Origin of the sequence: Micromonospora sp. CA-248260 (assembly GCF_050942205.1) — a bacterium.
GTDB lineage: Bacteria > Actinomycetota > Actinomycetes > Mycobacteriales > Micromonosporaceae > Micromonospora > Micromonospora antibiotica.
Genome location: NZ_CP192021.1, coordinates 4,667,093 through 4,690,676 on the forward strand (window position 1 = coordinate 4,667,093; position 23,584 = coordinate 4,690,676).

General features: G+C 70.7%; 17 protein-coding genes and 1 pseudogene. 8 read left to right on the top strand and 10 right to left on the bottom strand.

Going from position 1 to position 23,584, the window contains the following annotated elements:
* Positions 1–26 precede the first annotated feature (26 nt).
* Positions 27–1,283 (bottom strand): replication-associated recombination protein A, encoded by a 1,257-nt coding sequence (locus tag ACQP2H_RS20090; protein ID WP_363823995.1) that lies wholly within the window; start codon positions 1,281–1,283, stop codon positions 27–29.
* Positions 1,284–1,747: 464 nt separating this feature from the next.
* On the opposite strand from ACQP2H_RS20090, the gene ACQP2H_RS20095 reads away from it, so the two are divergent.
* The 3 genes from ACQP2H_RS20095 to ACQP2H_RS20105 all read left to right on the top strand — a co-directional run bounded on the left by ACQP2H_RS20095 (position 1,748) and on the right by ACQP2H_RS20105 (position 3,965).
* Positions 1,748–2,722 carry a methyltransferase gene (locus ACQP2H_RS20095; RefSeq protein WP_357537546.1) on the top strand — a complete coding sequence of 325 codons (975 nt, stop codon included), beginning with the start codon at positions 1,748–1,750 and terminating at the stop codon, positions 2,720–2,722.
* Between the two features lie 82 nt (positions 2,723–2,804).
* Positions 2,805–3,131: a TraR/DksA family transcriptional regulator gene (locus ACQP2H_RS20100; RefSeq protein WP_208569987.1), complete on the top strand. Its 327-nt coding sequence runs from the start codon at positions 2,805–2,807 to the stop codon at positions 3,129–3,131.
* A 285-nt stretch (positions 3,132–3,416) separates the two neighbouring features.
* Positions 3,417–3,965, top strand: coding sequence for a hypothetical protein (locus ACQP2H_RS20105; protein ID WP_357537492.1), 549 nt, complete (start codon positions 3,417–3,419; stop codon positions 3,963–3,965).
* Positions 3,966–4,033: 68 nt separating this feature from the next.
* On the opposite strand, the gene ACQP2H_RS20110 is transcribed toward ACQP2H_RS20105, so the two are convergent.
* From ACQP2H_RS20110 to ACQP2H_RS20120, 3 genes are read right to left on the bottom strand one after another with little or no spacing between them, the layout of a single operon-like run.
* The gene (locus tag ACQP2H_RS20110) at positions 4,034–5,386 is read right to left on the bottom strand and encodes a hypothetical protein (protein ID WP_433228478.1); all 1,353 of its coding nucleotides are present in this window, start codon (positions 5,384–5,386) and stop codon (positions 4,034–4,036) included.
* 19 nt (positions 5,387–5,405) lie between these two features.
* Positions 5,406–6,605, bottom strand: a complete 1,200-nt coding sequence (locus ACQP2H_RS20115; RefSeq protein ID WP_433228479.1) for an ATP-grasp domain-containing protein — start codon at positions 6,603–6,605, stop codon at positions 5,406–5,408.
* On the bottom strand, positions 6,602–7,681 hold the full coding sequence (locus ACQP2H_RS20120; protein WP_433228480.1) for a glycosyltransferase family 2 protein: 1,080 nt from the start codon (positions 7,679–7,681) through the stop codon (positions 6,602–6,604). Before ACQP2H_RS20120 ends, ACQP2H_RS20115 begins: the two co-directional genes overlap by 4 nt.
* Positions 7,682–7,839: 158 nt before the next feature.
* Between ACQP2H_RS20120 and ACQP2H_RS20125 the strand changes: the two genes are divergently transcribed.
* Positions 7,840–9,621: a carbamoyltransferase family protein gene (locus ACQP2H_RS20125; RefSeq protein WP_219463461.1), complete on the top strand. Its 1,782-nt coding sequence runs from the start codon at positions 7,840–7,842 to the stop codon at positions 9,619–9,621.
* The gene (locus tag ACQP2H_RS20130) at positions 9,618–10,295 is read left to right on the top strand and encodes a hypothetical protein (protein ID WP_433228482.1); all 678 of its coding nucleotides are present in this window, start codon (positions 9,618–9,620) and stop codon (positions 10,293–10,295) included. The genes ACQP2H_RS20125 and ACQP2H_RS20130 overlap by 4 nt, the downstream gene beginning before the upstream one ends.
* Here ACQP2H_RS20130 and ACQP2H_RS20135 read toward each other — a convergent pair.
* Positions 10,292–11,386, bottom strand: coding sequence for a UDP-galactopyranose mutase (locus ACQP2H_RS20135; RefSeq protein ID WP_363821951.1), 1,095 nt, complete (start codon positions 11,384–11,386; stop codon positions 10,292–10,294). The genes ACQP2H_RS20130 and ACQP2H_RS20135 overlap by 4 nt on opposite strands.
* Before the next feature lie 201 nt (positions 11,387–11,587).
* On the opposite strand from ACQP2H_RS20135, the gene ACQP2H_RS20140 reads away from it, so the two are divergent.
* Positions 11,588–12,610: a hypothetical protein gene (locus tag ACQP2H_RS20140; RefSeq protein ID WP_433228485.1), complete on the top strand. Its 1,023-nt coding sequence runs from the start codon at positions 11,588–11,590 to the stop codon at positions 12,608–12,610.
* Here ACQP2H_RS20140 and ACQP2H_RS20145 read toward each other — a convergent pair.
* Together ACQP2H_RS20145 and ACQP2H_RS20150 are read right to left on the bottom strand one after the other, a co-directional pair.
* Positions 12,582–13,895 (bottom strand): phenylacetate--CoA ligase family protein, encoded by a 1,314-nt coding sequence (locus ACQP2H_RS20145; protein ID WP_433228486.1) that lies wholly within the window; start codon positions 13,893–13,895, stop codon positions 12,582–12,584. The genes ACQP2H_RS20140 and ACQP2H_RS20145 overlap by 29 nt on opposite strands.
* 424 nt (positions 13,896–14,319) lie before the next feature.
* The gene (locus tag ACQP2H_RS20150; RefSeq protein ID WP_219463470.1) at positions 14,320–14,697 is read right to left on the bottom strand and encodes a VOC family protein; all 378 of its coding nucleotides are present in this window, start codon (positions 14,695–14,697) and stop codon (positions 14,320–14,322) included.
* Between the two features lie 105 nt (positions 14,698–14,802).
* Here ACQP2H_RS20150 and ACQP2H_RS20155 point away from each other — a divergent pair, with 105 nt between their 5' ends.
* Positions 14,803–15,396 (top strand): TetR/AcrR family transcriptional regulator, encoded by a 594-nt coding sequence (locus ACQP2H_RS20155; protein ID WP_219463473.1) that lies wholly within the window; start codon positions 14,803–14,805, stop codon positions 15,394–15,396.
* Positions 15,397–15,791: 395 nt separating this feature from the next.
* On the opposite strand, the gene ACQP2H_RS20160 is transcribed toward ACQP2H_RS20155, so the two are convergent.
* The 3 genes and pseudogenes from ACQP2H_RS20160 to ACQP2H_RS20170 form a co-directional block, all read right to left on the bottom strand.
* Positions 15,792–17,609: a phosphotransferase family protein gene (locus tag ACQP2H_RS20160; RefSeq protein WP_374197569.1), complete on the bottom strand. Its 1,818-nt coding sequence runs from the start codon at positions 17,607–17,609 to the stop codon at positions 15,792–15,794.
* Positions 17,610–17,681: 72 nt separating this feature from the next.
* Positions 17,682–18,200 (bottom strand): annotated as a pseudogene (locus tag ACQP2H_RS20165) (AMP-binding protein); the annotation flags it as partial.
* A 454-nt stretch (positions 18,201–18,654) separates the two neighbouring features.
* Complete coding sequence (locus ACQP2H_RS20170) at positions 18,655–21,363, bottom strand: RICIN domain-containing protein (protein ID WP_433228488.1); 2,709 nt, start codon at positions 21,361–21,363, stop codon at positions 18,655–18,657.
* A gap of 564 nt (positions 21,364–21,927) precedes the next feature.
* Here ACQP2H_RS20170 and ACQP2H_RS20175 point away from each other — a divergent pair.
* Complete coding sequence (locus tag ACQP2H_RS20175; RefSeq protein ID WP_357537508.1) at positions 21,928–23,058, top strand: LacI family DNA-binding transcriptional regulator; 1,131 nt, start codon at positions 21,928–21,930, stop codon at positions 23,056–23,058.
* The last annotated feature ends 526 nt before the right edge of the window (positions 23,059–23,584 follow it).

A 23,584-nucleotide genomic window follows, 5' to 3' on the forward strand; every position in this document is an offset into this window, starting at 1 on the left:
GCATCGACCGTCCACTGTGTTATGTGTCAGCCGCCACGAATCACGCGCCGGAGGTCTGCGAGTCGATCACGAAGGGTGCGCTCACCACCGTGCCGACTCGGGTGGTAGTAGTTCTTTCCCACCAGACCGTCCGGCGGATACTGCTGTTCCAGCACCCCGTCCGGAACCTTGTGCGGATAGCGGTAACCGATCGCGTTGCCGAGTTCCGCGGCACCCTTGTAGCGCCCATAGCGCAGGTGGGCGGGGACGTCGTCCACGGCACCCCTGCGCACGTCCGACATCGCCGCGTCGATGCTCTCGATCACCGCGTTGGACTTCGGCGCCATCGCGAGGTGCAGAGTGGCCTGCGTCAGCGCGAGACGCGCCTCGGGCATGCCGATCAACTGCACCGCCTGCGCCGCGGCGACGGCCGCGTGCAGGGCCGTGGGATCGGCCAGACCGACGTCCTCGCTGGCGTGCACGATGAGCCGCCGCGCGACGAACCGCGGGTCCTCCCCGGCCACCAGCATCCGGGCCAGATAGTGCAACGCGGCGTCGGGGTCCGAACCACGGATCGACTTGATGAAGGCGCTGATGACGTCGTAGTGCTGGTCGCCCTGCCGGTCGTATCGCACGGTCGTCTCCGCGACGGCCCGTTCCACGGCCGGCACGTCGATCTCGGTGCCATCGGTCGCCAGCACCCCGTCGGCGGCGGCCTCCAACGCGGTCAGCGCGCTGCGGGCGTCACCGGCGGCCAGCCGCACCAGCGCGGCTTCGGCCTCGGCCGACGGCGTGACCGCGCCGCCGAGGCCCCGTGGATCCGCTGCGGCGCGACGCAGCAGGTCACGGACGTCGGTGTCGCCCAACGAGCGCAGTTGCAGCACCAGCAGGCGCGACAGCAGCGGGGCCACCACCGAGAACGACGGGTTCTCGGTGGTGGCGGCGACCAGCAGCACCAGCCGGTCCTCGACCGCACCGAGCAGCGCGTCCTGCTGCGTCTTGGAGAAGCGGTGCACCTCGTCGATGAACAGCACGGTCTGCCGGTGCTGCCGGTCGAGCCGGCGGCGGGCCTCGACCATCACGTCGCGCACCTCCTTGACGCCGCTGGACAGCGCCGAGAGGGCGACGAACTGGCGGGTGCCGGCGGTGGCCAGCAGCCGGGCGATCGTGGTCTTTCCGGTGCCGGGCGGGCCGTAGAGCAGCACCGAGGCCGCGCCTGCGCCCTCGAGCAGTCGGCGTAACGGGGCACCGGGACGCAGCAGGTGAGCCTGACCGACGATCTCGTCGATCGTGCGGGGTCGCATCCGGGTCGCCAGCGGGCCGGCGTCCGGTGCCGCCGCACCCGGCTGCGGCCGTGGGTCGGCGCGCGGGGTGGTGAAGGACGGTGCGGGCAATTCGAACAGGGTCTCGACGCTGTCGTCCGTTCCGTCGTCTCGGCCATCCGTTGTGACGGTGCTCTGCTGGGACACGCTTGGTGGCCCTCCCCTTCGGTGAGCTGGGTATGTCGTGCGCACCCTAACCCGTCGTCCGCGAGCAACCCGTCAATACAACAACGGCGGTTCGCCACGACGCACGCCGGGAACCACCGTTGTTGTACATCAATTTTGTCGCACTCCGGTCATTGGCCGAACGGAGCGCGTCCGTGACACCAAAGCCCTTCCTCGGCAGTTCCCTACGGGGTACGGTTGCCACCGTCGTCGCGAAGGGCAGTGCGGGCGGAGGAAGAATGGCAATCGACCTACAGGCCACTCGGGACATTGTCGATGTCATGACCGGCGGGTGGAAGGCACAGGCTCTCTACACCGCGGTCAAGCTCGGATTACCGGATCACGTCGCCGCCGGCCGGACCACCAGCGACGAACTGGCCGCGGCAAGCGGCGCTTCCGCAGCGGGGATACGTCGTCTCATGCGACTCATGGTGGCGATGCGCGTGTTCAACGGTAGCGAGACGAGCGGCTACCGCAGCACCTCGATCAGCGAGGCGCTGCGTTCCGACTCACCGTCGATGCGCGACATGTGCCTGCTGCACGGCGAGGAGTACTACGCCGCGTGGGGGCACGCCCATCGCGCGATCGGCACGGTCAACTCCGGCTTCGAGGCCGCCTACGGCAGCTCCTTCTACGACTACCTGAGCGGGGACCCGGACACCGCCCGCCGGTTCCAGGCCACCATGAACGCCGGCAACATGTTCTTCCATGAGGTGCCGGCCGCCTTCGACTTCACCGGCGGCAAGACCATCGTGGACGTCGGTGGTGGCGGCGGGCAGCTGCTCTCCACGCTCCTCGCGGCCACACCCGACGCCAAGGGCGTGCTGTTCGACCGCGAGCACATGATGCCCAGGGCCGGCGAACACCTGGCCGCCACCGTCGGGCTCCACCGGGTCACCCTCGTCGGCGGCGACATGTTCACCAGCGTGCCGACGGGCGGCGACGTCTACATCCTGTCCCGCGCGCTGGCCGGTTGGGACGACGACGCGGTCGTCCAGGCCTTCGACAACTGTCGCCGGGCGATGTCCGGCCCGACGGCGCGGCTGCTGGTCCTCGACCGCTTCGTCGTCGACGAGGACCCGTCCGTGCTGCCGGCCCTGTGGGATCTGCACCTGCTGATGATCACCGGCGGGGCGCACCGGAGCCTCCACCACGTCACCGAGCTACTCGGCCGCGCCGGATTGGACGTCGAGCGGACCGGCGCGCTCCCGATGGAGCACGTCGCCGTCGTCGCCGCACCCCGCCAGGCATCCTGACCGGGCCGTCGATGGCCGGGAGCGGCCGCTCCGGCCAACGGGATCAGCCGCTGGTGTGCCCCTCCGGTACTAAACTGTGACGATGATCCGGGAGGAGCTGCTGCGGTTACGGGCGGGTGCGGAGTCCGAGGCAGCGACGCTGGCGCGGGATCTGGAGGCGCTGTTCACGGCATCGCGGGATTCGAACGCCGACGACGAACACGATCCCGAGGGTGCCACCGTCGGCTTCGAACGCGCCCAGCTGATCGCGCTGCTCGCCGCGACGCGGGCGCGGATCGCCGAGGTCGACGACGCCCTGCTCAGGCTGGAGGCGGAGACCTACGGGCGCTGCGAGCGCTGCCAGCAACCGATCGGTGCGGAACGACTCGCCGTGCGGCCGTTCGCCCGCCACTGCATCTCGTGTGCGTAGGACGGTGAGGCGGGCGAGTGCCCCAATCTTCCCGCTTTCGTAGCCGGGGGTGTCGCGGTGGACGGTGTCGGCCGCCCGCACACTCCGGGAGTCGATACAGGATGCCAGCGACGACCGCCCGACGAGGATGCCTCTCCGGCCCACCCACCGCGGCGACGGCCCTTGCGGTGCGGGAGGCACTGCGCCTCAGTGTCGGGTCATCCGCCGTCCCGGCTTCGTTCCCACGCCCGGGTAGCACTGATAGGTTCACGGTCCGGACGGGTTCGTGGCGGGGTAGGGATGACGATGTCGGTACGCCTGATCGGTGCCAACCCCGGACTCACCCTGTTCGACGCCGCCGGCGAGCGCACCGCGTTCGCGTCGGTGTGGCGGGTGGACTGGTCCGAACGGGGCCCGGGGCATGCGATCGTGGTGTGGCAGGCGGGCGAGGTCCGGATCCTGACCCCACGACCGGAACTCGGCCAGTGGCTGACCGACGAGTTCACCAGGCATTTTCCGGAGGTCGCGGGCCTGCCGTGGGGCACACCGGCGGTGACGCACACCGCAGTCCGTCTCGACTACGACCTGGCCCGGGGTGTCCGCGCACAGGCGGCCGATGTCGTCGTGGAGATCGACGAGCCGCTCGACCGGCGGCTGATCCGGGTGCCCGAGTTCGACCTCGGCGGCACCCCGAACCTGCTCTCCACCGTGTACGTGCCGTGCGCCGAAGGGCGGCTGACCGTCGACGGGGTCGCCGTGGCGGGGTCACCACAGGTGACCCACGAGCCGACGACATCATCCAGCGCGTTCCTGGCGGACGCCGAGGTGTGGTGCCGGGTGGACGTTCCCAGCTGACCCGGTCCGGGCCGCCGCCGGTACCGGCGGCGCCCCGCCGGACAGTGGAGCCCGTGACCACCCGGTCCTCACCTCCTGACCGCCCGGCCGGCGGCGAGCCACAGCAGGGCCGCCCGGACCAGCTCGCCGGCGACCAGCGCGGCGACGCCGCCGAGAGCGCCCGTGACCGGCACGAGCAGCCAACCGGCCCCGGCGACGACGGCGAACTGTGCCGCCGCCGCCTGCGCCGACCAGCGTCGACCCCGCGCGCCGCTGACCTCCAGAAGCAGCGCCGACACGGCGTTCGCGCCGAACAGCACGATCTCCACGGCGATCGCCGGATAGACCAGGTCCGGTCCCGCCCCGGCGGTGCAGGCGGCGGTCAGCGCGACCGCTGCAGGCAGCCCGAACGCCATGGTCGCGCCGAGCGTCCGCCGGGCGGACCGCCAGCCGGCCAGCTCGCCGGCCCGTTCGTAGCGGTCCGCGACGGCGGGTTGGACGAGGCGCAGCAGGTAACCCCACCCGGTGGACACCACCGACGTGACCACTGCCAGCACGTAGAAGAGGCTGATCTCGGTGGCGTCCCCCAGGGCGGCCAGGGCGGCGTACAGGGCCGACGCGCCGGCCGTGCCCAGCAGTTCGGCCACGCCGAGCAGCGCCGCGGCGCGCAGCGCGACCCGGCGTGGCAGCGCCGGTACGTCGGAGGCGACCGCGTCCCCGTGACCCGCAGCCGAGTCGGCACGTCGGGCCGTACCGCCGTGCGGGGCCGGGTCCAGGTGCTCCGTCGCCGGCTCCCGTGCGGTGTCCGCACCTGCTCCGGGACCGGGCGTGTCCCCGGGGGGCGCGGGCGTGCTCCGGTCGCCGCGGACGAGGCCGACGAGCAGCGCGACGTTCACCGCGATGCCGGCGGCGGCCAGCGCGGCGAGGACCTGGGTGGCGCCTGCTCCGGCCAGCGCCAGCGTGACCGCGACCGCGTACGCCGCCGCGACGGCGAGGTACGCCGCGCCGTCGACCAGCGGGGCACCCCGCAGCCGGTACAGCGCGACGAGGACCGTGGCGCAGCCGATCCCGCCGGCGGCGGTGGCCGCGGTGGCGTAGCGGACCGCCGTGTCCCCCGCGCCGGCCACGACCAGCAGCAGCCATCCGGCCAGCGGCACGGCGAGCCCGGTGACCGCGATGGCGCGCATCAGCCGGTGCAGGTGTGCGCCGCCGGGCCGCGCGATCAGGGTCAGCGCGGCCTTCTCCGGTCCGCTGGACACCGCCACGGTGTACCAGGCGAGCGCGCCGACAGGTCCCGCGTACGCGGCGAACTCGTCCGGACCCCACACGGCCAGCAGGATCAGTCCCGCGGCGTACACGGCGAGCCGGTATGCGCCGCGTCCGGCCAGGAGGACCACCACAATGCGCGGCCGGGGCAGGGCGGCCGGGACGGTTGTCCTCATGCGACCGGGTCGGGACCGCTCACGGCCGCTCTTGCGGCTGTACGTCGAACCGCAGGTGGGCGTCGACGACGGCCAGGGTGGCGCGCAGCTGGTCGTGGTCGGGGGCGGTCGCCAGCAGGTAGCCGAGCTTCGCGCCCGCCCGGTGGTACGGCTCGACGTGGTCGCCCGGACTCACCGCGAGGATGAAGTCGACCAGGCCGGGCAGTGCCCGTACCGTGTCGTCGCCACGGACGGCGACCAGCTTGCCCGGCTGGGCGGCGCGCAGCACCCGCATTGCCGCGCAGGACGGCGGACCGGGGGTCAGGTCGGGCCGCTCGCCGACGGCCATCGCCACGTACGCGGCGGTGACGTCGACGCCGTGCACGAGACCGAGCAGCTCGGCCGACCCGTTGCCGCCCAGGCGCGCCCCCAGTTCGATGACGATCACCCGGTTGTCGCGGTCGACGAGCAGGTCGGCGTTGAGCGACCCCCACCGGTAGCCGAGCGCGGCGACGATCTCCTCGGTGGTGGCCCGGCAGCGGGCGACGAGGTCCGCGTCCGCTCCGGGCATGACGTGTTCGAGGGTGACGAAGTGCGGCGGCTCGGTGAGGGTACGTGCGCCGAGCCCGAAGAGCACGATCTCGCCGTCGGCGACCACGGCCTCCACCGCGTAGTGCTCGCCGTCGAGGAACTCCTCGACGATCACGATGCCCGCGGCGGAGTACGCGGCGGCGGCGTCCACGGCGGCGGGCACCTCGGCGGGTGACGCGCACAGGCTGATGCCGCGTCCGCCGCTGGAGTCGGTCGGTTTCACGATCACCGGGTAGCGCAGGTCCCCGCAGCCGCTCACCACGGCCTCGGGCCTGTCCTGCACGAACCTGGGTCCGGGTTGGCCCAGCCGGTCGCAGACCGCGCGGAAGTACCCCTTGTCGACGGAGGCGCGCAGGGCCTGCGGGGAGAGCCCGTTGGGGAGGCCGAGCAGCTCCGACAACTGGTACTGGGCGGGCAGGTTGACGTCACTGGCGGGAGAGACGACGCCGACGACGTCGTCGCGCGCGGCGAGCGCGGCGGCGACCACGGGCACTTCACGGGTGCTCAGATTGAGGAACTCCGCGGCGTAGGAGATCGCGGGGGCGTCGGTACGCGCGTCGATGCAGATGGTGTGCAGTCCGAGGCGTGCCGCCGTGGCGAGGGTGGTGATGGCCCCGTCCGCGCCGCCGAGCACGGCCAGGGTTCTCATGCCGCGTGTTCCGGCAGGGGTAGCGGTGCGCGGGCCGGCCGCGCCGGGGGCGGCGCGAGCGTGTCCTCGGCGGCGGTCGTGATGTTGGCCTCGCGGATCAGGAACTGCGGCAGTCGGCCCGGCGGCCGGGCGATGTGCAGCAGGTACCGGGCGACGACGGCCAGGCTGGCCAGGCCGGCGGCCAGCGCCAGCCCGAGCAGGGCCGCGGCGGCGGGCAGGCGGCCGGGCAGTAGGGCGCAGAGCGCGCCGGCCAGCGCCAGTGCGGCGGCGACGAGGCTGACCTGCCCGGCCGCGACGACCGGGCGCGGAGAGTGGGACATGAACAGCTCCACGGCGTGCCGGGCCAGACCGCGTACGGTCACCTTCGCCTCGCCGCTGCGACGGGCGCGGTGCGCGGTGGGGACGGTCGTCCAGGCACCGGTCAGCCGGGGCAGGGTCGCCATGAAGTAGGGCGTGGCCAGGCGCAGGTCCACGACCCGGCGGGCGACGTCGGTGCGCAGCAGCCGGAAGCTGGTGCCACCGGCGGGGATCTCGATGCGCAGCAGCCGCCGGGCGATCAGATCGTGCAGCCCGGACGCGGCCCGACGCAGCAGGCGGTCCTGCCGGTCCACCCGGATGCCGAAGACCGCGTCGTAGCCCTCGCGGGCCCGTTCGATCAGCTTGTGCGCCTCGGCGGGCGGAAACTGGAGGTCGGCGTCCAGGTGCAGGATCCAGGGGTGGCGGGCATAACGGTAGCCCGCCGAGAACGCCGCCTCCAGCCCGAAGTTGCGGGTGAAGGACAGGTAGGACACCGCGTGGTCCTTTTCCGCCAGTGCACGGAACCGTTCCAGGGTGGTGTCGGTGCTGCCGTCGTCGATGAACAGGATCTCCAGGCCGGCGTATCCGGACAACTCGGCGACAATTTCCCCGTGGACCGCGTCGATATTGTCCGCCTCGTTCAGACATGGCACGACGACGGTCAGAGCGAACCCGTCGCCGCCTTGGTCGATACCCGGCAATACGGCCGCCTTTCCGGCACATCGTCGCGCCACCAGTGGCACCGGCACAGGTGAAGCCGGCGCGCAAACGACCCCCACAATAGCGGTATGCTTCGATTCCCCATACCCCCTGCCCGAATTCAGGTATCTCAGTAGATATGCCCTCCGAATAGGAAAATGACAGCCCGGCAAATGTTGTCGAAGCCGCCGTTACGCGGCAAGCTCAAGCATCCAGTCGATGGGGATCGGAGAATCGCATGTACGTGCTGGGCATCAACCAGCATCACGACTCGGCAGCCGGGCTGGTGCACGACGGCCGCATCGTGGCCTTCGTGGAGGAGGAGCGGGTCTCCCGCGTGAAGCACGACGGGACGTTCCCGGCGCGGGCCATCCGCGAGTGCCTGGCGACGGCCGGCATCACCCTGGCCGAGGTGGACCACGTCGCCTACTTCTGGCAGGCCCGCAAGGAGGTCACGCACGCGCTCAAGCACTTCGTCACGCACCTGCCGGCGACGCTTGCGGTGCTGCGCAACGACGCGGGCAGCTACGGCGGCAAGGCGTCGGGGATCGCCGCCACGATCCGTTCCGGAGGCGTGCAGTCGCACTCCGACGACTACCACGTCGGCGGCGCGCTCCTGCTGCACCTGCGCCGGTCGTACACGATGAAGAAGATCCTGTGCGAGGCGGTCGGCCACACCGGGCCGGTGCGCTTCAAGGTGCACCTGGTCGACCACCACCTGTCCCACGCGGCCAGCGGGTACCTCCTGTCGCCGTGGGACCACGCGGCGATCATCACCTGGGACGGCATCGGCAGCGACGGCACGTCGACCTACCTCGCCGTCGGCGAGGGCGACCGGATCCGCGACGTGCGCCGGGTGCGCTTCCCGCACTCACTGGGCGCCCTGTACGCCTGCGTCACCAGCTACCTCGGCTTCCACCCCACCCGCGACGAGGGAAAGGTGATGGGGCTGGCGGCCTACGGCGAGCCGACCCACGTCGAGGCGATGCGGGAACTGGTCCGGCTGCTGCCCGACGGGCACTACGAGCTCGACCTGAGCTGGTTCCGCCACCACGCCACGGGCAAGCACCAGATGTCGGCCAAGTTCCTGGAACGCTTCGGCCCACCGCGCCCGCGTAGCCGTGACGAGGTGCCCCAGTACTACGCCGACATCGCGTACGGCCTACAGACCACCCTGGAGGAGGCGGGCCTGCACGTCGCCCGCTGGCTACAGCGGCACACCGGTGAGACCCGCCTGGTCACCGCAGGCGGGGTGGCGCTCAACAGCGTCATGAACGGGCGGATCCTGCTGGAGACCCCGTTCGAGGACTTCTTCGCCCAGCCCGCCGCGGCCGACGACGGTTCGGCACTCGGCGCGGCGTTGCAGGTCGGCGCGAGCCTCGGCCAGCCCCGGCCCACCGGCGGCTACATCTTCCTCGGGGCTCAGTACACCGAGGCGGAGATGGAGAAGGCGCTGGCGGATGCGGGTCTGCCCTACGAGCGCACCGACGACATCACCGAGACGACCGCGCGGGCCCTGGCCGACAGCAAAATCGTCGGCTGGTTCCAGGGGCGCATGGAGTGCGGGCCGCGGGCGCTGGGCAACCGGTCGATCCTGGCCGACCCGCGCGGCAGGGACACCAAGGACCGGCTCAACGAGAAGGTCAAGCACCGTGAGCCGTTCCGGCCGTTCGCGCCCTCCTGCCTGGCCGAGCGCTCCGGGGAGTACTTCGCCTCCGACTACCCGTCACCGGTGATGCTGCTGGTCTTCGACGTCCTGGAGCACCAACGCGAGCGGGTGCCGGCGATCACCCACGTCGACGGGACGGCCCGTGTGCAGACCGTCTCGGCCACCGACAACCCGCTCTACCACCGGCTCATCACCCGGTTCGACGAACTCACCGGAGTGCCGATGGTGGTCAACACGTCGTTCAACGACAACGAGGAGCCGATCGTGCGGACGCCGGCCGACGCCGTGCGGTGCTACCTGCGTACCGGTATGGACGCCCTGGCCCTCGGCCCCTTCTGGACCCAGAAGTGATCCGCCGCTGGTGGTGGCTGCTGCCGGCGACGGTGGGCGGCGGCCTCGCCGCGCTGATCATGCTGGTGCTGCCGCCGGACCGCACCATCGACCACCTGGGCGAGGTGCTGCTCAAGACCGCGCCGCTGCTGTGCGCGGTGCTCGCGGTCGCCTACTTCCCCCAGCGCCCGGGGCTCGGCCTGGCACTGCTGGGGGTGCTGTTCGTCGGCTACATGGCAGTGGTGGACACCCTCAACGTCGACCACATCTTCGGCTACGCCGAAGCCGCCGACCAGGACGCGGCGTTTCCCCGGTTGTACCAGTGGACGATCTTCCTGAACGCGTTCACGGTGCTCGCCGTGCTCTTCGCGTACCGGCTCGGTGGTGCGTCGGCGGGCCGGGTGCTGCGGGCGGGCCTGGCCGCGATCCTGGTCCTGATCTCCGGCCTCAACGACCTGTCGTTCTACTACACCAACGACTGGGACGGCCCGAGACCACGGGTGCTGCACTGGGCGTCACACATCACGGTGTTCGTCGGTGGTCCGCCCACCGCGACGGTCGCGATCGTGTTCTGCGCGGTCCACCTGCTGCTCGCGGCGGTGATCCTGGCGCTGCCGCTGGACCGGTGGGCGGCCCGCTTCGACGGCTGGGCGGCGACACCCACCCCGGCCGAACGCCCGCCCGCCGCGCCCTAGACCTCGCCGAGGATCCGGCGGGCGGTGTTGAGCGCCTGACGGACGACCTGGTCCATGTCGATGTAGGTGTACGTGGCCAGCCGTCCGGCCACGTAGCGGGGCGGGCCGGGCAACCCCGCCAACTCCTCAAGGTAGCGGCGGGCCAGCGCCCGGTTGGCCCCCTGCACGTCGTCGATCGGGTAGTGGCGCGCGGGCGCACCCGGATACTCGTAGCTGACCACGGTGCCCGGCCCGGTCTGGCCGCTCATCCACTTCGTCTCGATGGCCCGGGTGTGCGCCTTGAGCGGGCTCGGGGTGTTCACCACCCCGCAGGTCAGCATGTGCTCCACCCCCGGCAGGTAGTGGTTGACCAGCCGCACCCCACGCCAGGGCAGCCGGCCCAGGTGCTCGGCGAAGAACTCGTCGAGTGCGCAGGTGACCACGACCGCGTCCGCGCCCGCGCACACCTCGTCCCAGTCGTCGACGGTGACCCGACGGCCCATGACCACCGGTACGTCCCGCAGCAGCGCGTCGACCAGCCGCGGGTAACCACCCTCCGGCCAGCCCTGGTGAGGGTCACGGAACAGATCGGTGTAACCGTCGTCGCGCAGCTCGATACGCTTGGGCGCCCACCCGGCCGCAAGGTTCCGGGGATCCTCGCCCCACTGCTTGCGGGTGTACCCCTCGATCAGCTCGCGGTACAGCGTCTCCCCCAACAGACCCACCGACCAGGACTCGAAGTTGGCGGGGTCGGGCCGGGCCGGGCGGGCGGCCAGCTCGCGCGCGATCTGCGGCCACCGGGGCAGGGTACGCAGCTCCGACAGCTGGGGCGGCCAGCTCAGTTCGCGGTCGAACGCCTCGGTGCGCACGGTGTGCCGGTACGGCAGGAAGCGGACCAGCCCCGTCACCAGCCGCCACACCTCGGCGTCGGCGGTGTGGAAGATGTGCGCGCCGGCCGGCTCGTAGAGAATGCCCGCGGCCGAGGCCGTGCGGAGCTGGCCGCCCCAGGTGGGATCACCCTCGACGACCTCGACGGTACGACCCGCCACGTGCAGGAGATGAGCGACGGTCGCGCCGGCCAGCCCCGCCCCGATCACCCGCACGCAACCCATCGCCGGATGGTAATGGGTCGCGCGCGTATCCGGGGTCCACACCCTCACCCGCCGGCCGGCCGGCCGCCGTGCCACCGCTTGGTCGAACCCGGCCGCCGCGCCACCGCTTGGCCGGGCCCGGCCGCCGCGCCAAGGACGAGACGGCATCGGGTGCCCTGGCCGACGGACGGTATGGTCGGCGGATATGAAGGCGGGTCGGGCATGAACGACGGGCTCACGGTCACGCTGCACGATCCCCACGTAGCCGACGCCCCTGCGGGCTGGGACGCCTTCATGGCCAAGGAACACCTGATGGCGGCGTGGTCCTGGCCGCTCGTCCGGGCAGCGGCGAGCCGACGGACGGTCATCGCCGCAACGGTCCGGCATGGATCCGACGTCGTCGGGCTGGTCACCGGTCGCTTCCACGGGCTACGGACGGGCCGCTCCACGGTCCCGTTGGCCGGAATCGTCGACGTCGACAGCCTCTCCTCCAGCGCACTGCCGGGCGTCACGCTCGCCGCCGGGGCCGACGGGGCCGCGCTGACCGACACCATCGGCGCGCTCCGCTCCGCGCTGCGGGAGGCCCACGGCGGGCGGGTACGCGGCCTGATGTTCCGTCAGGTGTCCGCCGAGTCCCTGCCCGCGCTGCTGACCCGACCGGCGATCGTCCGGGAGGGCGGCCCCATCGCGTGGTTCCCCAACCGGTTCGCCTCGCTGGAGGACTACCTGCGGTCGCTGGGCCGGGGCCGACGCTACGACCTGCGCCGGATCCTGGCCGGGGTCGCCGCGTCGGACCTGCACGTGGCGAGCACGCTGCGGGGGGAGCCGGTCCCGGTCCAGCCGGCACAGCTGTGCGAGCTGATCGCGAGCGTCGTGAACCGCCACCACGACAGGTGGTGGCTGCCCAAACGGTTCATGTCCCCGGCCATGGCCGCCGCACAGCTCACCACGCCCGGCGTCCACCTCAACGGCTACCGCGACGGCGACCGGCTCATCGCCCTCAACGTGATCTTCGACCATCCGGATCTGCCGCTCTCGGCCGGCTGGGGCGCGTTCTCGGTGGCCGAGGGCGGCCGTCGGGACCTGTGGTACCACAACAACCTCGAACTGGCCCGCTGGTGCATCGACACCGGCCGCCGTGGCTTCCTCAGTGGTCAGGGCAGCCTCGTGGAGAAGCGCCGTCTCGGCCACGAGATGATCCGCCAGTGGGCCGTGCTCATCCCCTTTCCGCGCGGGGCCCGGTGACCCCCGGCCGGTAGGCCGACTCGACGAAGCGGCCCTTGCCGCCCGGTGTCAGCGCGATCCGCTCCGCCCGCACGAACCGCGGTACGACGGGGGCGTCCACCGCCTCGCCCAGGGCCTGCTCGAACGCGACGCACGCGGCGGCGAAGGCCGCCTCGCCGGGAGCCTCGGGCACCAGGTGCACCGTGACCTGGCCGGTCTCGTCCTGCCGGATCATGCACTCCGCCACGCCGGGCGTGTGCATCGCCAACGCGAGGAAGACGCCGCTGTACACGCGTCGGCCGCCGGGCAGCGTGACGAAGTCGTTGGTGCGCCCGTCGACCAGCCGCATCCGGCGGAACCGGCTACCGCACGGGCAACCCGCCGGCAGGACGTACGCCCGGTCACCCAACTGGTAGCGCGGCAACGGCATGGCGCGCTCACGGAAGTGCGTCACCACCACCGAACCGGTGACCCCCTCGGGGACCGGCGTGCCCGCCTCGTCCACTATCTCCAGCCACACCCGGTCCTCGTCGACGTGCATCGCGCCCGCCGCGCAGCCACTCGACACCGTCAGCACCTCGTACGCCGAGTACTCGTCGTACACCGGCACCCCGAACCGCTCGGTGAACAGCGCGGCGACCTCGTCGGTCAACAGCTCCGAGTCGGTCATCACCAGCTTGAGACCGCGTCGTAGCCGGGCCAGGTCACCGGGGTCGAGGGCGCGCAGCAGACCCCGCAGGACCACCGGATAGCCCATGATCAGTTGGGGTCGGACGGCGAGGACCGCCCGTGCCATCGCCGCGTCGGACTGGCCGGCCGGCACCACCACCCGCGGGAACAGGCCCAGTCGCTGGAACCAGCGCACCGGCCGGGGGAACGGCTTGATGTGCGCGATCCGCCACCACGGACGGTAGCCCGACAGCAGGAAGCGCCGCAGTACGGTCGCGCCGTGATAGCCGTACGCGTCGACGTCGTGGCGGATGTGCAGCCGCGTTCCGGTGGTACCGCTGGTGACGTCCGTCCGGTAGGCCCCGGCGGCGAGTCCCCGGGTGTGAAAGGACTCCGCGCCCGCGTCGAGCACGGCGCGTTTGGTCAGGATGGGCAGCCCGGCCAGCTCGTCCAGGCTCGCCAGTGGCCCGGCCGGATAGTCGGCGAAGGCCGGCACCCGCTCACGACAGTGTCGCAGCAGCGCGTTGACACCCTCCAACGCCAGCGCACGGGTACGTTCGGGGGCACGGTGCGGTGCCCGCCAGACCGCCGGCAGGTGCCGCAGCTCGCGTACGGCGACGGCGAGGCCCCCGCTCATCGGGGCCCATGGATGTCGGTAGGCACCACGCCACCGTAGCGGGTCGCCGCTCGGGCGTCAGGTGCCCGATCCGACCCCCGAGTCGGGACCGGACGACGACGCGGTTCATCGAGGTCACCGCGGTGACGAACCGCTTCTCTACCCGGCTCGGCCGGCCATGGCGACGAAGCCGTTGAGGCCGGGTGCCGGCCGAGCATCTCGTCTGCGGCGGCGGTGATGGAGCCGGGGTCGGTCGTGTCGATGAGCACGGTGTCGATGTCGGGGCGCTCGGTGCGGATGTCGGCGAGCCGGTCTGCTCAGCGGCCACCGACGAGGACCGTGTTGCCCCGTTGCCGGAGCCGCACGGCGAGGCCGAGTCCGATGCCGGAGGTGGCGCCCGCGATGAAGCTGGTGTTGCCGCTGATCTTCATCTGCCCGGTGCCGTTCAGTGGCCGGTGGAGTAGAGGTTGATGAGGTTGCCGTCGGGGTCGCGAAAGAGCATCGACCGGTAGCCCCACGGCTGGGTGGTGGGTTCCTGAACCCAGTCGGTGACCTGCTCGCCCAGGCGGGCGCGTTCGGCGTCGACGTCGTCGACCTCGAATTCGAGGATCGCGGACCGGTTGGCGGCGGCCTCGGCCGCGCCGTTGTTGTAACGCTTGACCGCAGCGCCGGCGGCCAGCGCAATGATGCTGCCCGCGGTGTGCAGTTCGGCGTAGTCACCGGGCCCGAAGGGGGTCACCGGCTCGGTGTTCGTGAGCGCGGAGTAGAAAGCGGTCAGGGCGGGCAGGTCGTCGGTGACGAGACGGATCGAGGCGAGCTTCATGGCGTTCTCCCGCTGCTTCCAGGGGCCGGACCGTCCGGCTCCCCGAAACAGTACGGTACTGTACCGTACTGTTTCTTCGGTGTGCAGAGATGCGGAGATCACAACGTGGCCCGATCCGAGGACTTCGTCGACGTCCGAGTCCAGCGATCCAAGGCGGCCGTGCTCGCCCAGACATACGAGTTGCTGTCGTCAGGTGGGATGGGTGGCGTCAGTATCGACGAGGTGTCACGGCGTTCCGGCGTGTCCAAGACCACGATCTACCGCCATTGGCCGTCGCGGGCCGCACTGCTGGTCGAGGCATGCTCGACGATCGGGTCGGCGCCCCCGGTCCCCGATACGGGTAGCCTCGGCGGGGATCTCGCCGCACTGGCCGAGGAACTGGCCGAGCAGCTACGCAGCGCCCGGTGGGCGACGGTCCTGCCCTCCATCATCGATGCCGCTGAGCGTGAGCCCGAGTTGGCCGGCCTTCAGGCGGACCTGCATGCTCGGTTGCTGGCTCCGTTCGGCGTGGTCGCCGAACGCGCGCGGGCCCGGGGCGAGCTCACCACGGATTGCAGGCAGGACGACGTCACCGCCCTCATCGCCGGCCCCCTGTTCTACCGCCGCTGGTTCTCCCGGGAGCCTCTCGACGCCGCGTTCATTCGACGTGTCGTCGAGGCCGCCCTTGACCAATTCGGCATGCCGCCCCGTTCCCCGTGATCGTTAGGCTTCGCACGCCGGGCGACAGGCGGTCACTACGATTCCGTCACGCGCGTGCACGACTACGCATGGCCCTGCGGCCCTGGCGGCTAACGGATTTGCCGCGGAGGGCGCGCGAGGCGCCCTCCGTCGAACCAGTTGAACAGCAGGTCACCGAGCCGTTGCGGCTGGTGGTAGGTGACCGGGATCATGCCGCTGAGCCCCGGCGACCAGGTTGGCTGCCGCGTTGAAGAGGATGCTCAGCGACCCGCCGTCACGGAGCCGAACACCGACCCGGTAGTAGTTCCGGCCGACCATCGGAGCCTCGACCGAGAGTCCGCCATAGCCGCAGCGTGGGCCGCGCGCGGCCCACGCGGGCGGGGCCGGGCTGCGCCTTCGAGGACGGGTCGACTTACCTATCCAGACTGAGCCACTGCGTGCCGGAGTTCGCTCAGCCACTCAACGCCGAGCCGATGGCCGTCGGGAAACTGGTCCCCGCGATCCCAGCGCCACGTGGTGATCATCGCCAGCATGAGGATCCGGCAATCTCGGAGCAGCCGGCGATCGACGCCCGGGTAGTTGTCACCGACGTCGTCGGGTGCGTAGGCCAGGTCGAACTCGACCGGCCCCCGGCAACAGGTCTCGAAGTCGATGAAGAGCGGGCCGGTCCGGGTCGAGAGCAGGTTGCCTGGGTGGGGTTCACCGTGCAGAAGCTGCTCGGGTCGGCCCCTCTCGCTGACCGCGCGCCGCATACGGTCCAACGTGCTGGCGAGGAAGACCCGATCCGAGTCAACCAGTTCCGGCGTTCGGGCATGGTCGGCCACGAGCGTCTGCGCCGCAGAAACCCGGTCCGTGAAATGCGGGACGGGCAGGTCGACCTTACGCATCCCGGCATGCAGACGTTCGAGCGCGCCGACATACTCCGCGTTCGACAGTGACTGAGTAGTCGCCGGTTCGTAGTAGATCCAGAAGGTGACCACGTAGTCACCCCGGATAAACACCTCGAGCGACTCCAGCGCGGCCACCGGACTCCCGACCTCGGCCAACCGCCGAGCAACATCCACTTCAAGCTGGGCACACTGGTTCGCTGCCGGCGCGACCCGGGCGAGCACGGCGCAGGGCTCCAGCCTCAGGGTGAGCGCGTTCGAGTTGTGCAGGACGGCACCATTGCGGACGGTCAGGCCGAGCGATGAGGCGCTCGACATGGCTGCCTGCATCTGGTGTTGCAGCCGGGCGGCGTGCTGTTCCAGTCGCCCCCACTGCTCCGCTTCCGGGCGGCCCGACAGGTCGAGGCGGACCAGGTCGACGGCCGTCTCGTCGCCGTACTGTTGGGCCGGGGCGTCCGGCGGGCCCACCAGTCGCAGCCGCAGTGCGTCGTGGTGCTCCACCAGGGCGGCCAGTGCCTGGCGCAGCAGATCCAGGTCGACGTGCGCGTCCAGCTCGAACAGCTGCGACATGTTGAAGTGCTCACGGGCCGGCAGCGGTTGTTCCAGGAACCATCGCTGGATCGGGCTGAGCCGGAAGGGCTCGCCGGTCACCGCGGCGACCTCCGGTACGGCTTCCAACTGTTTGCCGACTCCTTGCGCGGCCAGCCGGCGGATCGTCCGGGCGTCGAGGATGTCCCGTGGCGACACCCGCACACCGGCACGCCGTGCCCGGGCGACGATCTGGATGCTGATGATCGAGTCGCCGCCCAACTCGAAGAAGTCGTCGTCGATGCCCACCCGATCGGCCTTGAGGACCTGGCACCAGATGGCCGCGAGCTGTCGCTCCAGATCCGTCGTCGGAGCCACGTACTCGTCGACGGTCGGCTCGAATCCGACACGCGGGTCCGGCAGCCGGGCGAAATCCACCTTTCCGTGCCGGGTCAGCGGGAGGCCGGGAACGGGCACCAGGAACGCCGGCTGCAGGTAGCGCGGCAGGGTCTCCTCGAGCCGGCCCCGGATCTGACGGACGTCCAGGTCGTCCGTCGCGGCCACCAAGTAGGCGACCAGTTGGCGGTCGCCATCGTCGTTGCGGACCACGGTCACCGCCGCGTCGGCTATCCGCTCGTCGGTGACCAGCGCGGCGTGCACCTCGGCCGGCTCGACCCGGAATCCTCGGATCTTCACCTGATCGTCGAGCCGGCCCAGGAACTCCAGTGTGCCGTCGTGACGCCAGCGCGCCCGATCACCGGTCCGGTACCGGCGGGCGCCGGCGCGACGGGGGTCCGCCACGAACCGTTCGGCGTTCATCTCCGCCAGGTTGAGATAGCCGTTGGCGACGCCCAGGCCGCCGGCGTACAACTCGCCGGGGACACCGATCGGCACCGGTTGGCCGGCCGGGTCGACGATGTCGACCGTGGTGTTCGGCAGTGGGCGTCCGATCGGCACGGCGCGGGTCGTGTCGACGGCCGTGACGCGGTGCACGCTGGTCAGCTGGGTGTTCTCGGTGGGTCCGTAGATGTTGAGCAAGGTGCAGTTGGGCACCTCGGTGAGGAAGTCGCGCGCCGCCCGGACCGACATGATGTCCCCACCGGACAGCAGCAGCCGCAGACCGCCGAGGTCCACCAGATGGCGTGGTTCGAGCCGGCGGAACAGCCCCGGGGTCAACTGGAGCACGGTGACGCCGGTGGCCGAGAAGAGCGCGCATAGTTCGTCCAGGGTCTCCGGTCCAGGTGGCGCAAGGGCGAGCGCGGCGCCGTTCAACAGCGCGCCGAAGACGTCGAACAGCGAGGCGTCGAAGGTCAGCGGTGTCGCCTGGGCCACCACGTCGTCCGGACGGACCTGGAGCTCGTCGACGTCGCAGACGAGAGCCGTGATGCCCTGGTGGGACAGGGCCACGCCCTTGGGGCGACCGGTCGAGCCGGAGGTGTAGACGACGCAGGCGAGGTCCGTCGGCTCGAACGGCCATGGACTCTAACTCGGAAGTAGACCTACTTCCTCCCGATTAGGGCCGCTTCGCGCAGCGGAGCGACAAGGACTAACCCCGAACCCGCGGATCAAGAGGTTGATCTTGGTCGAATCGCCTGGTCCAGCGGAGTCGCGTGAGTCCATCTGTTCGCGATCGGGCCCCAGCTTCAGCGGGACGGCGTCCGGGCTGATCCATCGCGCGCCGGCCCCGTCCATCGCGCCAGAGCACCCCGTGAGACGCCGCGTGGATGATCAACCGCCAGCCCAGCTCGGGGCCCACCGCGTCGGATCGTGGCCGACTCGGGTGCACAAAGCGTGCACCCGAGTCGGCGCGACGATCGGCAGTCCGTTACCGGCGGTCAGGCTTGACATCCGCCTCTGTTCTCTGTCAGGCGGGTGCGAACTGCCACTGCTGGTTGGTACCGCCGTTGGCCGACCACTGCACGACCTGCGCTCCGTCGCTGGTCGAGGCGCCGTAGACGTCGGCTGCCAGTCCGTTGCCGCGGCTGACGATGGTGTAGTAGCCGTCACCGGTGGGCCGCAGGTACCACATCTGGTTGGTGCCGCCGTTGGCCGACCACTGCTGCAGTTGCAGGCCCTGCGTGGTGCTGCCGCCGTTGACGTCGAGCACCTTTCCGGAGGCGGTGTAGCGCAGGGTGTAGGCGTCCTGCGTGGTGCTGATCGTCCAGGTGGGGGTGCCGCTCTGCTGGACGGTCTTGGCGCCGTCGGCGGTGGAGTTGCCGGCGATGGCGAGGGGTTTGCCGCTGTTACGGTTGACGATGCGGTAGGTGCCGGGAGTGGGTCCGGTTCCGCTGCCTCCGCTGAGGTTGAAGTACTCGACCGCGTCGGTGAAGACGGTGCTGCCGGACTTCGTGGTCGACAGTTGCAGGTACACGCGGCTGCCGGTGGCGGGGGTGGTGAAGGACACCGGCTGGGTGACCCGTGAGCCGAGCGGGACGGTCAGGGTCGTGCTGCCGGACGCGACGACCGCACCGGTCGGGCTGTCGAGCCGCGCCGTCCAGGTGAAGCCCACCGACGTGTCGACGAAGTCGTCGTTGAACACGGTGATGTTGCGGGTCACCGTGGCGTTACGGGCATAGCTGGGTACCGCCTGCGGCAACGGGAAGGTGCCGTTCGAGTCCGAATTGCCGGAGGCCGACCAGAAGGGGAGGTCGACCGCGGCCACCGGGTTGAACGCCGCCTGCACGCGCTGGATCTGCGGGTTGCTCCACGGGTCGGGCAGGTTGTCCACGCCGTAGATGGGGTGACCACCCTCCTCCGGGGTGAAGTCGGTGCTCCGCACGCCGGGCACCACGCTTGCCCAGGCCGACAGCAGCGTGTACGGACGCAGGTCGGTGGCGCCCTTGCCGCGCTTGGCCAGGGTTGCCGTGGCGAACCACTCGAAGCCCTGCTTGTTGTTGCATGCCGGCCAGATGTACTCGCCCTCGCCGTCGGGCCGCCCATTCACGGTGATCAGGCCCTCCCCGTACCTGCCGAAGCCGTCGACGTAGTGCGGGATCACCGCGAAGTTGGCGTACGTCATCCCGGGATACAGGCTGACATTCCCGCCGACGCCCACCTCGGCGATGATCGGCCGGGTTCCGTCGGCGCCATTCATCGCCGCGTACAGCTCCTTCTCGAACTGTTCGGAATCCTGGCCACTTTGGTTCGGCTCGTTGTTCTGACTCCAGCGGATGATCGCGGGGTGGTTGCGGTCGCGCAGGACCAGCGCACGGGCGTGGTTGACCATGTTGTCGTGCCCGACGGACTCCTTCCACTCCTGCGAGGATTGGGAGCCGCGAATCGCGACCTCGTCGATGATCATCAGGCCCATCTCGTCGGCGACATCCAACATGTACGGGCTCCCGGGCTCCTGGTGGATGCGCACCACGTTGTAGTTCAGCCGCTGGTAGTTGTCCACCGCCTGCGGCCAACCGCCGTTGCCGGACGACGGGGGCAGGAAGCCGGGCAGGGTGTGGTACGCGTCGCCCTTGCCGCCGTTGTTGATCCGGTCGTAGTCGGCACCCTGGAGGTTGTCGCCGCGGAAGTTGACGCGCACGCCGTTGAGGTAGTAGTAGTCACCGTTCTGGGTGGCCTCCCGGAACCCGAACCGGTACTCGGCGTCGCTCGTCCGGCCGTCGTCGGCGACGGCATGCACCGCCAGCCCGTGCAGCTGCGCCCGGTACCCCGACCGGTACGGCACGTTGGGCCACCAGTACGAGGTGCTGTCGAGGTTCCACGCGACCGGCCCGACGGGCACTGTCACGGTCGAGCGGGCCGCCACGGTGACCGTACGGCTGGGCAGTTCCGGGTAGCTGAAAGCCGTTCCGTTCTTGGACGACAGCGACCCGGTCAACGTCACCGACCGGGAACTGCCCGACGTGTTGCGCACCGTCACGTCGTAGGTCAGTGTCTTGTTCGCCACCGACGTACGCACGAATGTGTCGCTGACGTATACCGCCGGGTAGACCCGCAGGAACGCGGACCCGAAGATCCCCTGCGGTACCGCCTCGGACCACGTGGCGGCGTCGGGCACCAGGTACCGGCCGTTGGATGCCTTCAACGCGCCGCGGCCCTTCACGTTCACCGTGATCGTGTGGGTGGTGCCGGGCGCCGCGTAGGCGCTGATGTCGAAGTTCGACGGGGTGAACGCCGTCGTCTGGGTGGCGACCACGCGGCCGTCGACCGACAGTGTCGCCTGGTGGTTGACCGCGCCGAACTCGATCCAGGTCGACTGGGGCTGCCCCGAGTCCGGCACGGTGATGCTGCGCGAGTACACCGCCTCGTTCACGGTGGTGAAGCCCTGTTTGTACCAGCCGCCACCGGGCACCGCGATCGTGGTCGCCGCCCGGCCCGCGGGCGTGAAGCCCCAGGTCCCGCTTAGGTCGACCGAGGCGATCGCGGCGTTCCCGGCTGCCACACCGTCAACACCGGCGGCGGCCACAGCCCCCATCGCGCCCGGCGCGGCCAGGGCCGACCGGGGGGTCGCCAGGGGCAGCCCGCCCAGCGTCAGGGTCAGGCCGAGCGCCACGGTCGCGGCAAGCCCTCTGGCCGACGCCGACAATCGGCCACCCCAATGGGCTTTCGTACGATGCACGGCAACCTCCTGTGACTCATCCGCCAGCTCCGCAACACCGGTTCAGGGCGCAGCCTCAAGGCCGAAACTCGAATCGATTCGACGAATCTGCCGGCGTCGCCGACCACCCCGGGAAGGGTGGCTACGGCCCGGATACATAGATATGTATTAATGGACCTATCGAGCGTGAAGTCAAGGTTTCACGACGGTTACTTCCTGCTCCCTGCGCCTCGCAGACTTCAAACAACCGCCGGTGAGTACGCCCCTTCCGGAGCGCTAGGGCATCGCGATCAGGCATTCCGTGTCGCCAGCTCACCGATGCGGCGTCGACGAATGGCGAATCGATTCGACTCTCCGATGCCAGGCCGCGTGACACGTCGAAGGCGTGGACAGCACTGCGGTCCTCGGAGAAGTCGGCGGGCACCCCGGCCCGGCCTGTTCGATTCGAAACTGGGATTAGAGTGTTGGCAAGGAACGTGCCTCGCCAGCATCACAGGCGGGCTACGGGATCTTGATGGCGAGTGTATGACTGCGCAGACATGACAGCGCAATCATACATAACTATGGCCGGCGATGGGAGGTGCCATGACGCGACTGGCAAGGCCGGGTGGAAGCCCTCCGACGCCGCGCAGCGTGGACGTCGCGCGGCTGGCCGGCGTCTCCCAGAAGACGGTGTCCCGGGTCCTCAACGACGAGCCGTATGTCTCAGCCGACGTGCGCCGGCGGGTCCTGGACGCCGCCGAGGAGCTCGGCTACCGGCGCAACCAGGCGGCCCGGGCGCTGGCCTCCGGGCGGACCCGGTCGATCGGCGTGGTGACGCTCGGCAGCGCCTTGTACGGGCCGGCATCGTGGCTCATCGGCATCGAGCGGGCGGTCCGGAAGGTGGGCTACACGCTGCGGGTGGCCACCACGATCGAGGGCGACCCGGGCGGCATCGCGAGCGCCCTGGCATCGCTGCTGGACCAGGGCGTGGACGGCGTCGTCATCTCCGAGCCGATCGACGAGGGCGTCGGCCTCATCAGCGTGGACGTGCCGGTCCTGGTCCTCGGCGCGCCGCCCACCTTCACCGCGCCGCAGGTGGTGACCGCCAGGGTCGGCGCGGGCCGGCTCGCGCGAGCCGCGACCGAGCACCTGCTGGAGTTGGGGCACGCGACCGTCCATCACCTGGCCGGCCCGCAGCGGTGGTATTCGGCACGGGACCGTCTCGCCGGCTGGCGCGAGGCGTTGCGAGCCTGCGGCGCGGACGAGCCGCCGGTCGTCGAGGGCGACTGGTCGGCCGCGTCCGGCTACGCGGCGGGCCGGGAACTGGTCGGCGACGGCACCGTGACCGCGGTGTTCGCCGCGAACGACGACATGGCGATCGGTCTCATCCGCGCGCAGCTCGAGGCCGGGCGCCGGGTGCCCGAGGACATCAGCGTCGTCGGGTTCGACGACATCCCGGTCGCCGCCTACGTCACTCCCCCGCTCACCACCCTGCGGCAGCCATTCGACGAGGTCGCGCAGCAGGGCCTCGCTCGGCTGGTAAACGTCATCGAGAAACCGGACGTCGAGCTTCCACCGGCGGCCGACCAACCGGTCGAGCTCGTCGTCCGCGCCTCGACGGCACCACCACCGCCCCGACCGATCCCGGTACGCGGCCGCCGAGCGACCCCCCATGCCCACGGTGGCCCGCATGATCAGCCCGCCGGCAGCGAAGTCCCCTCCACCCAGCCCTGATCAGCGTCGATCCGTCCACCCACGGGGCACGTCACCCGAGGCCCGCACCGGCCGTCGCTGACGAGCGGCGGAAGCACCCGCGCGGACGCGCACCTCTCTCGATACCCCTCCTGTCCCAGCACCCCGTTGCCCAGCGCGCCGGCCCCCGCCCTTTTGATGGGAGTTCACCATGGCCACATCGCCCCCAGGAGGTCCTCGCGCCTGGCAGCCGCCATGGTGTCCGCCGGGCTTCCAGGACACGCAGAGTGTGGGTGCGGCGTCGTAAAATCCGCTGAGTTGCATCATCCGCCCGGGGACAGGCTGACCAGTCGGGTTCGGGGTCGTAGTGGGAGTCGACACCGCAGAGTTCCAGTCCGCGCCCAGAAGGGTGACGGTGTCGTCGAGTTGTTTGCCGGGGTTCCGTGGTCCGAGGCGGATGACCGCGACCATGAGCGGGCAGTCCGCGCCGATGCCCAGTCCAATCTCTTCTGGGACAAGCGGATCGACGCTCGCCTGTTTCCAAGGTGCAGGGCGAAGAACAGTTGTA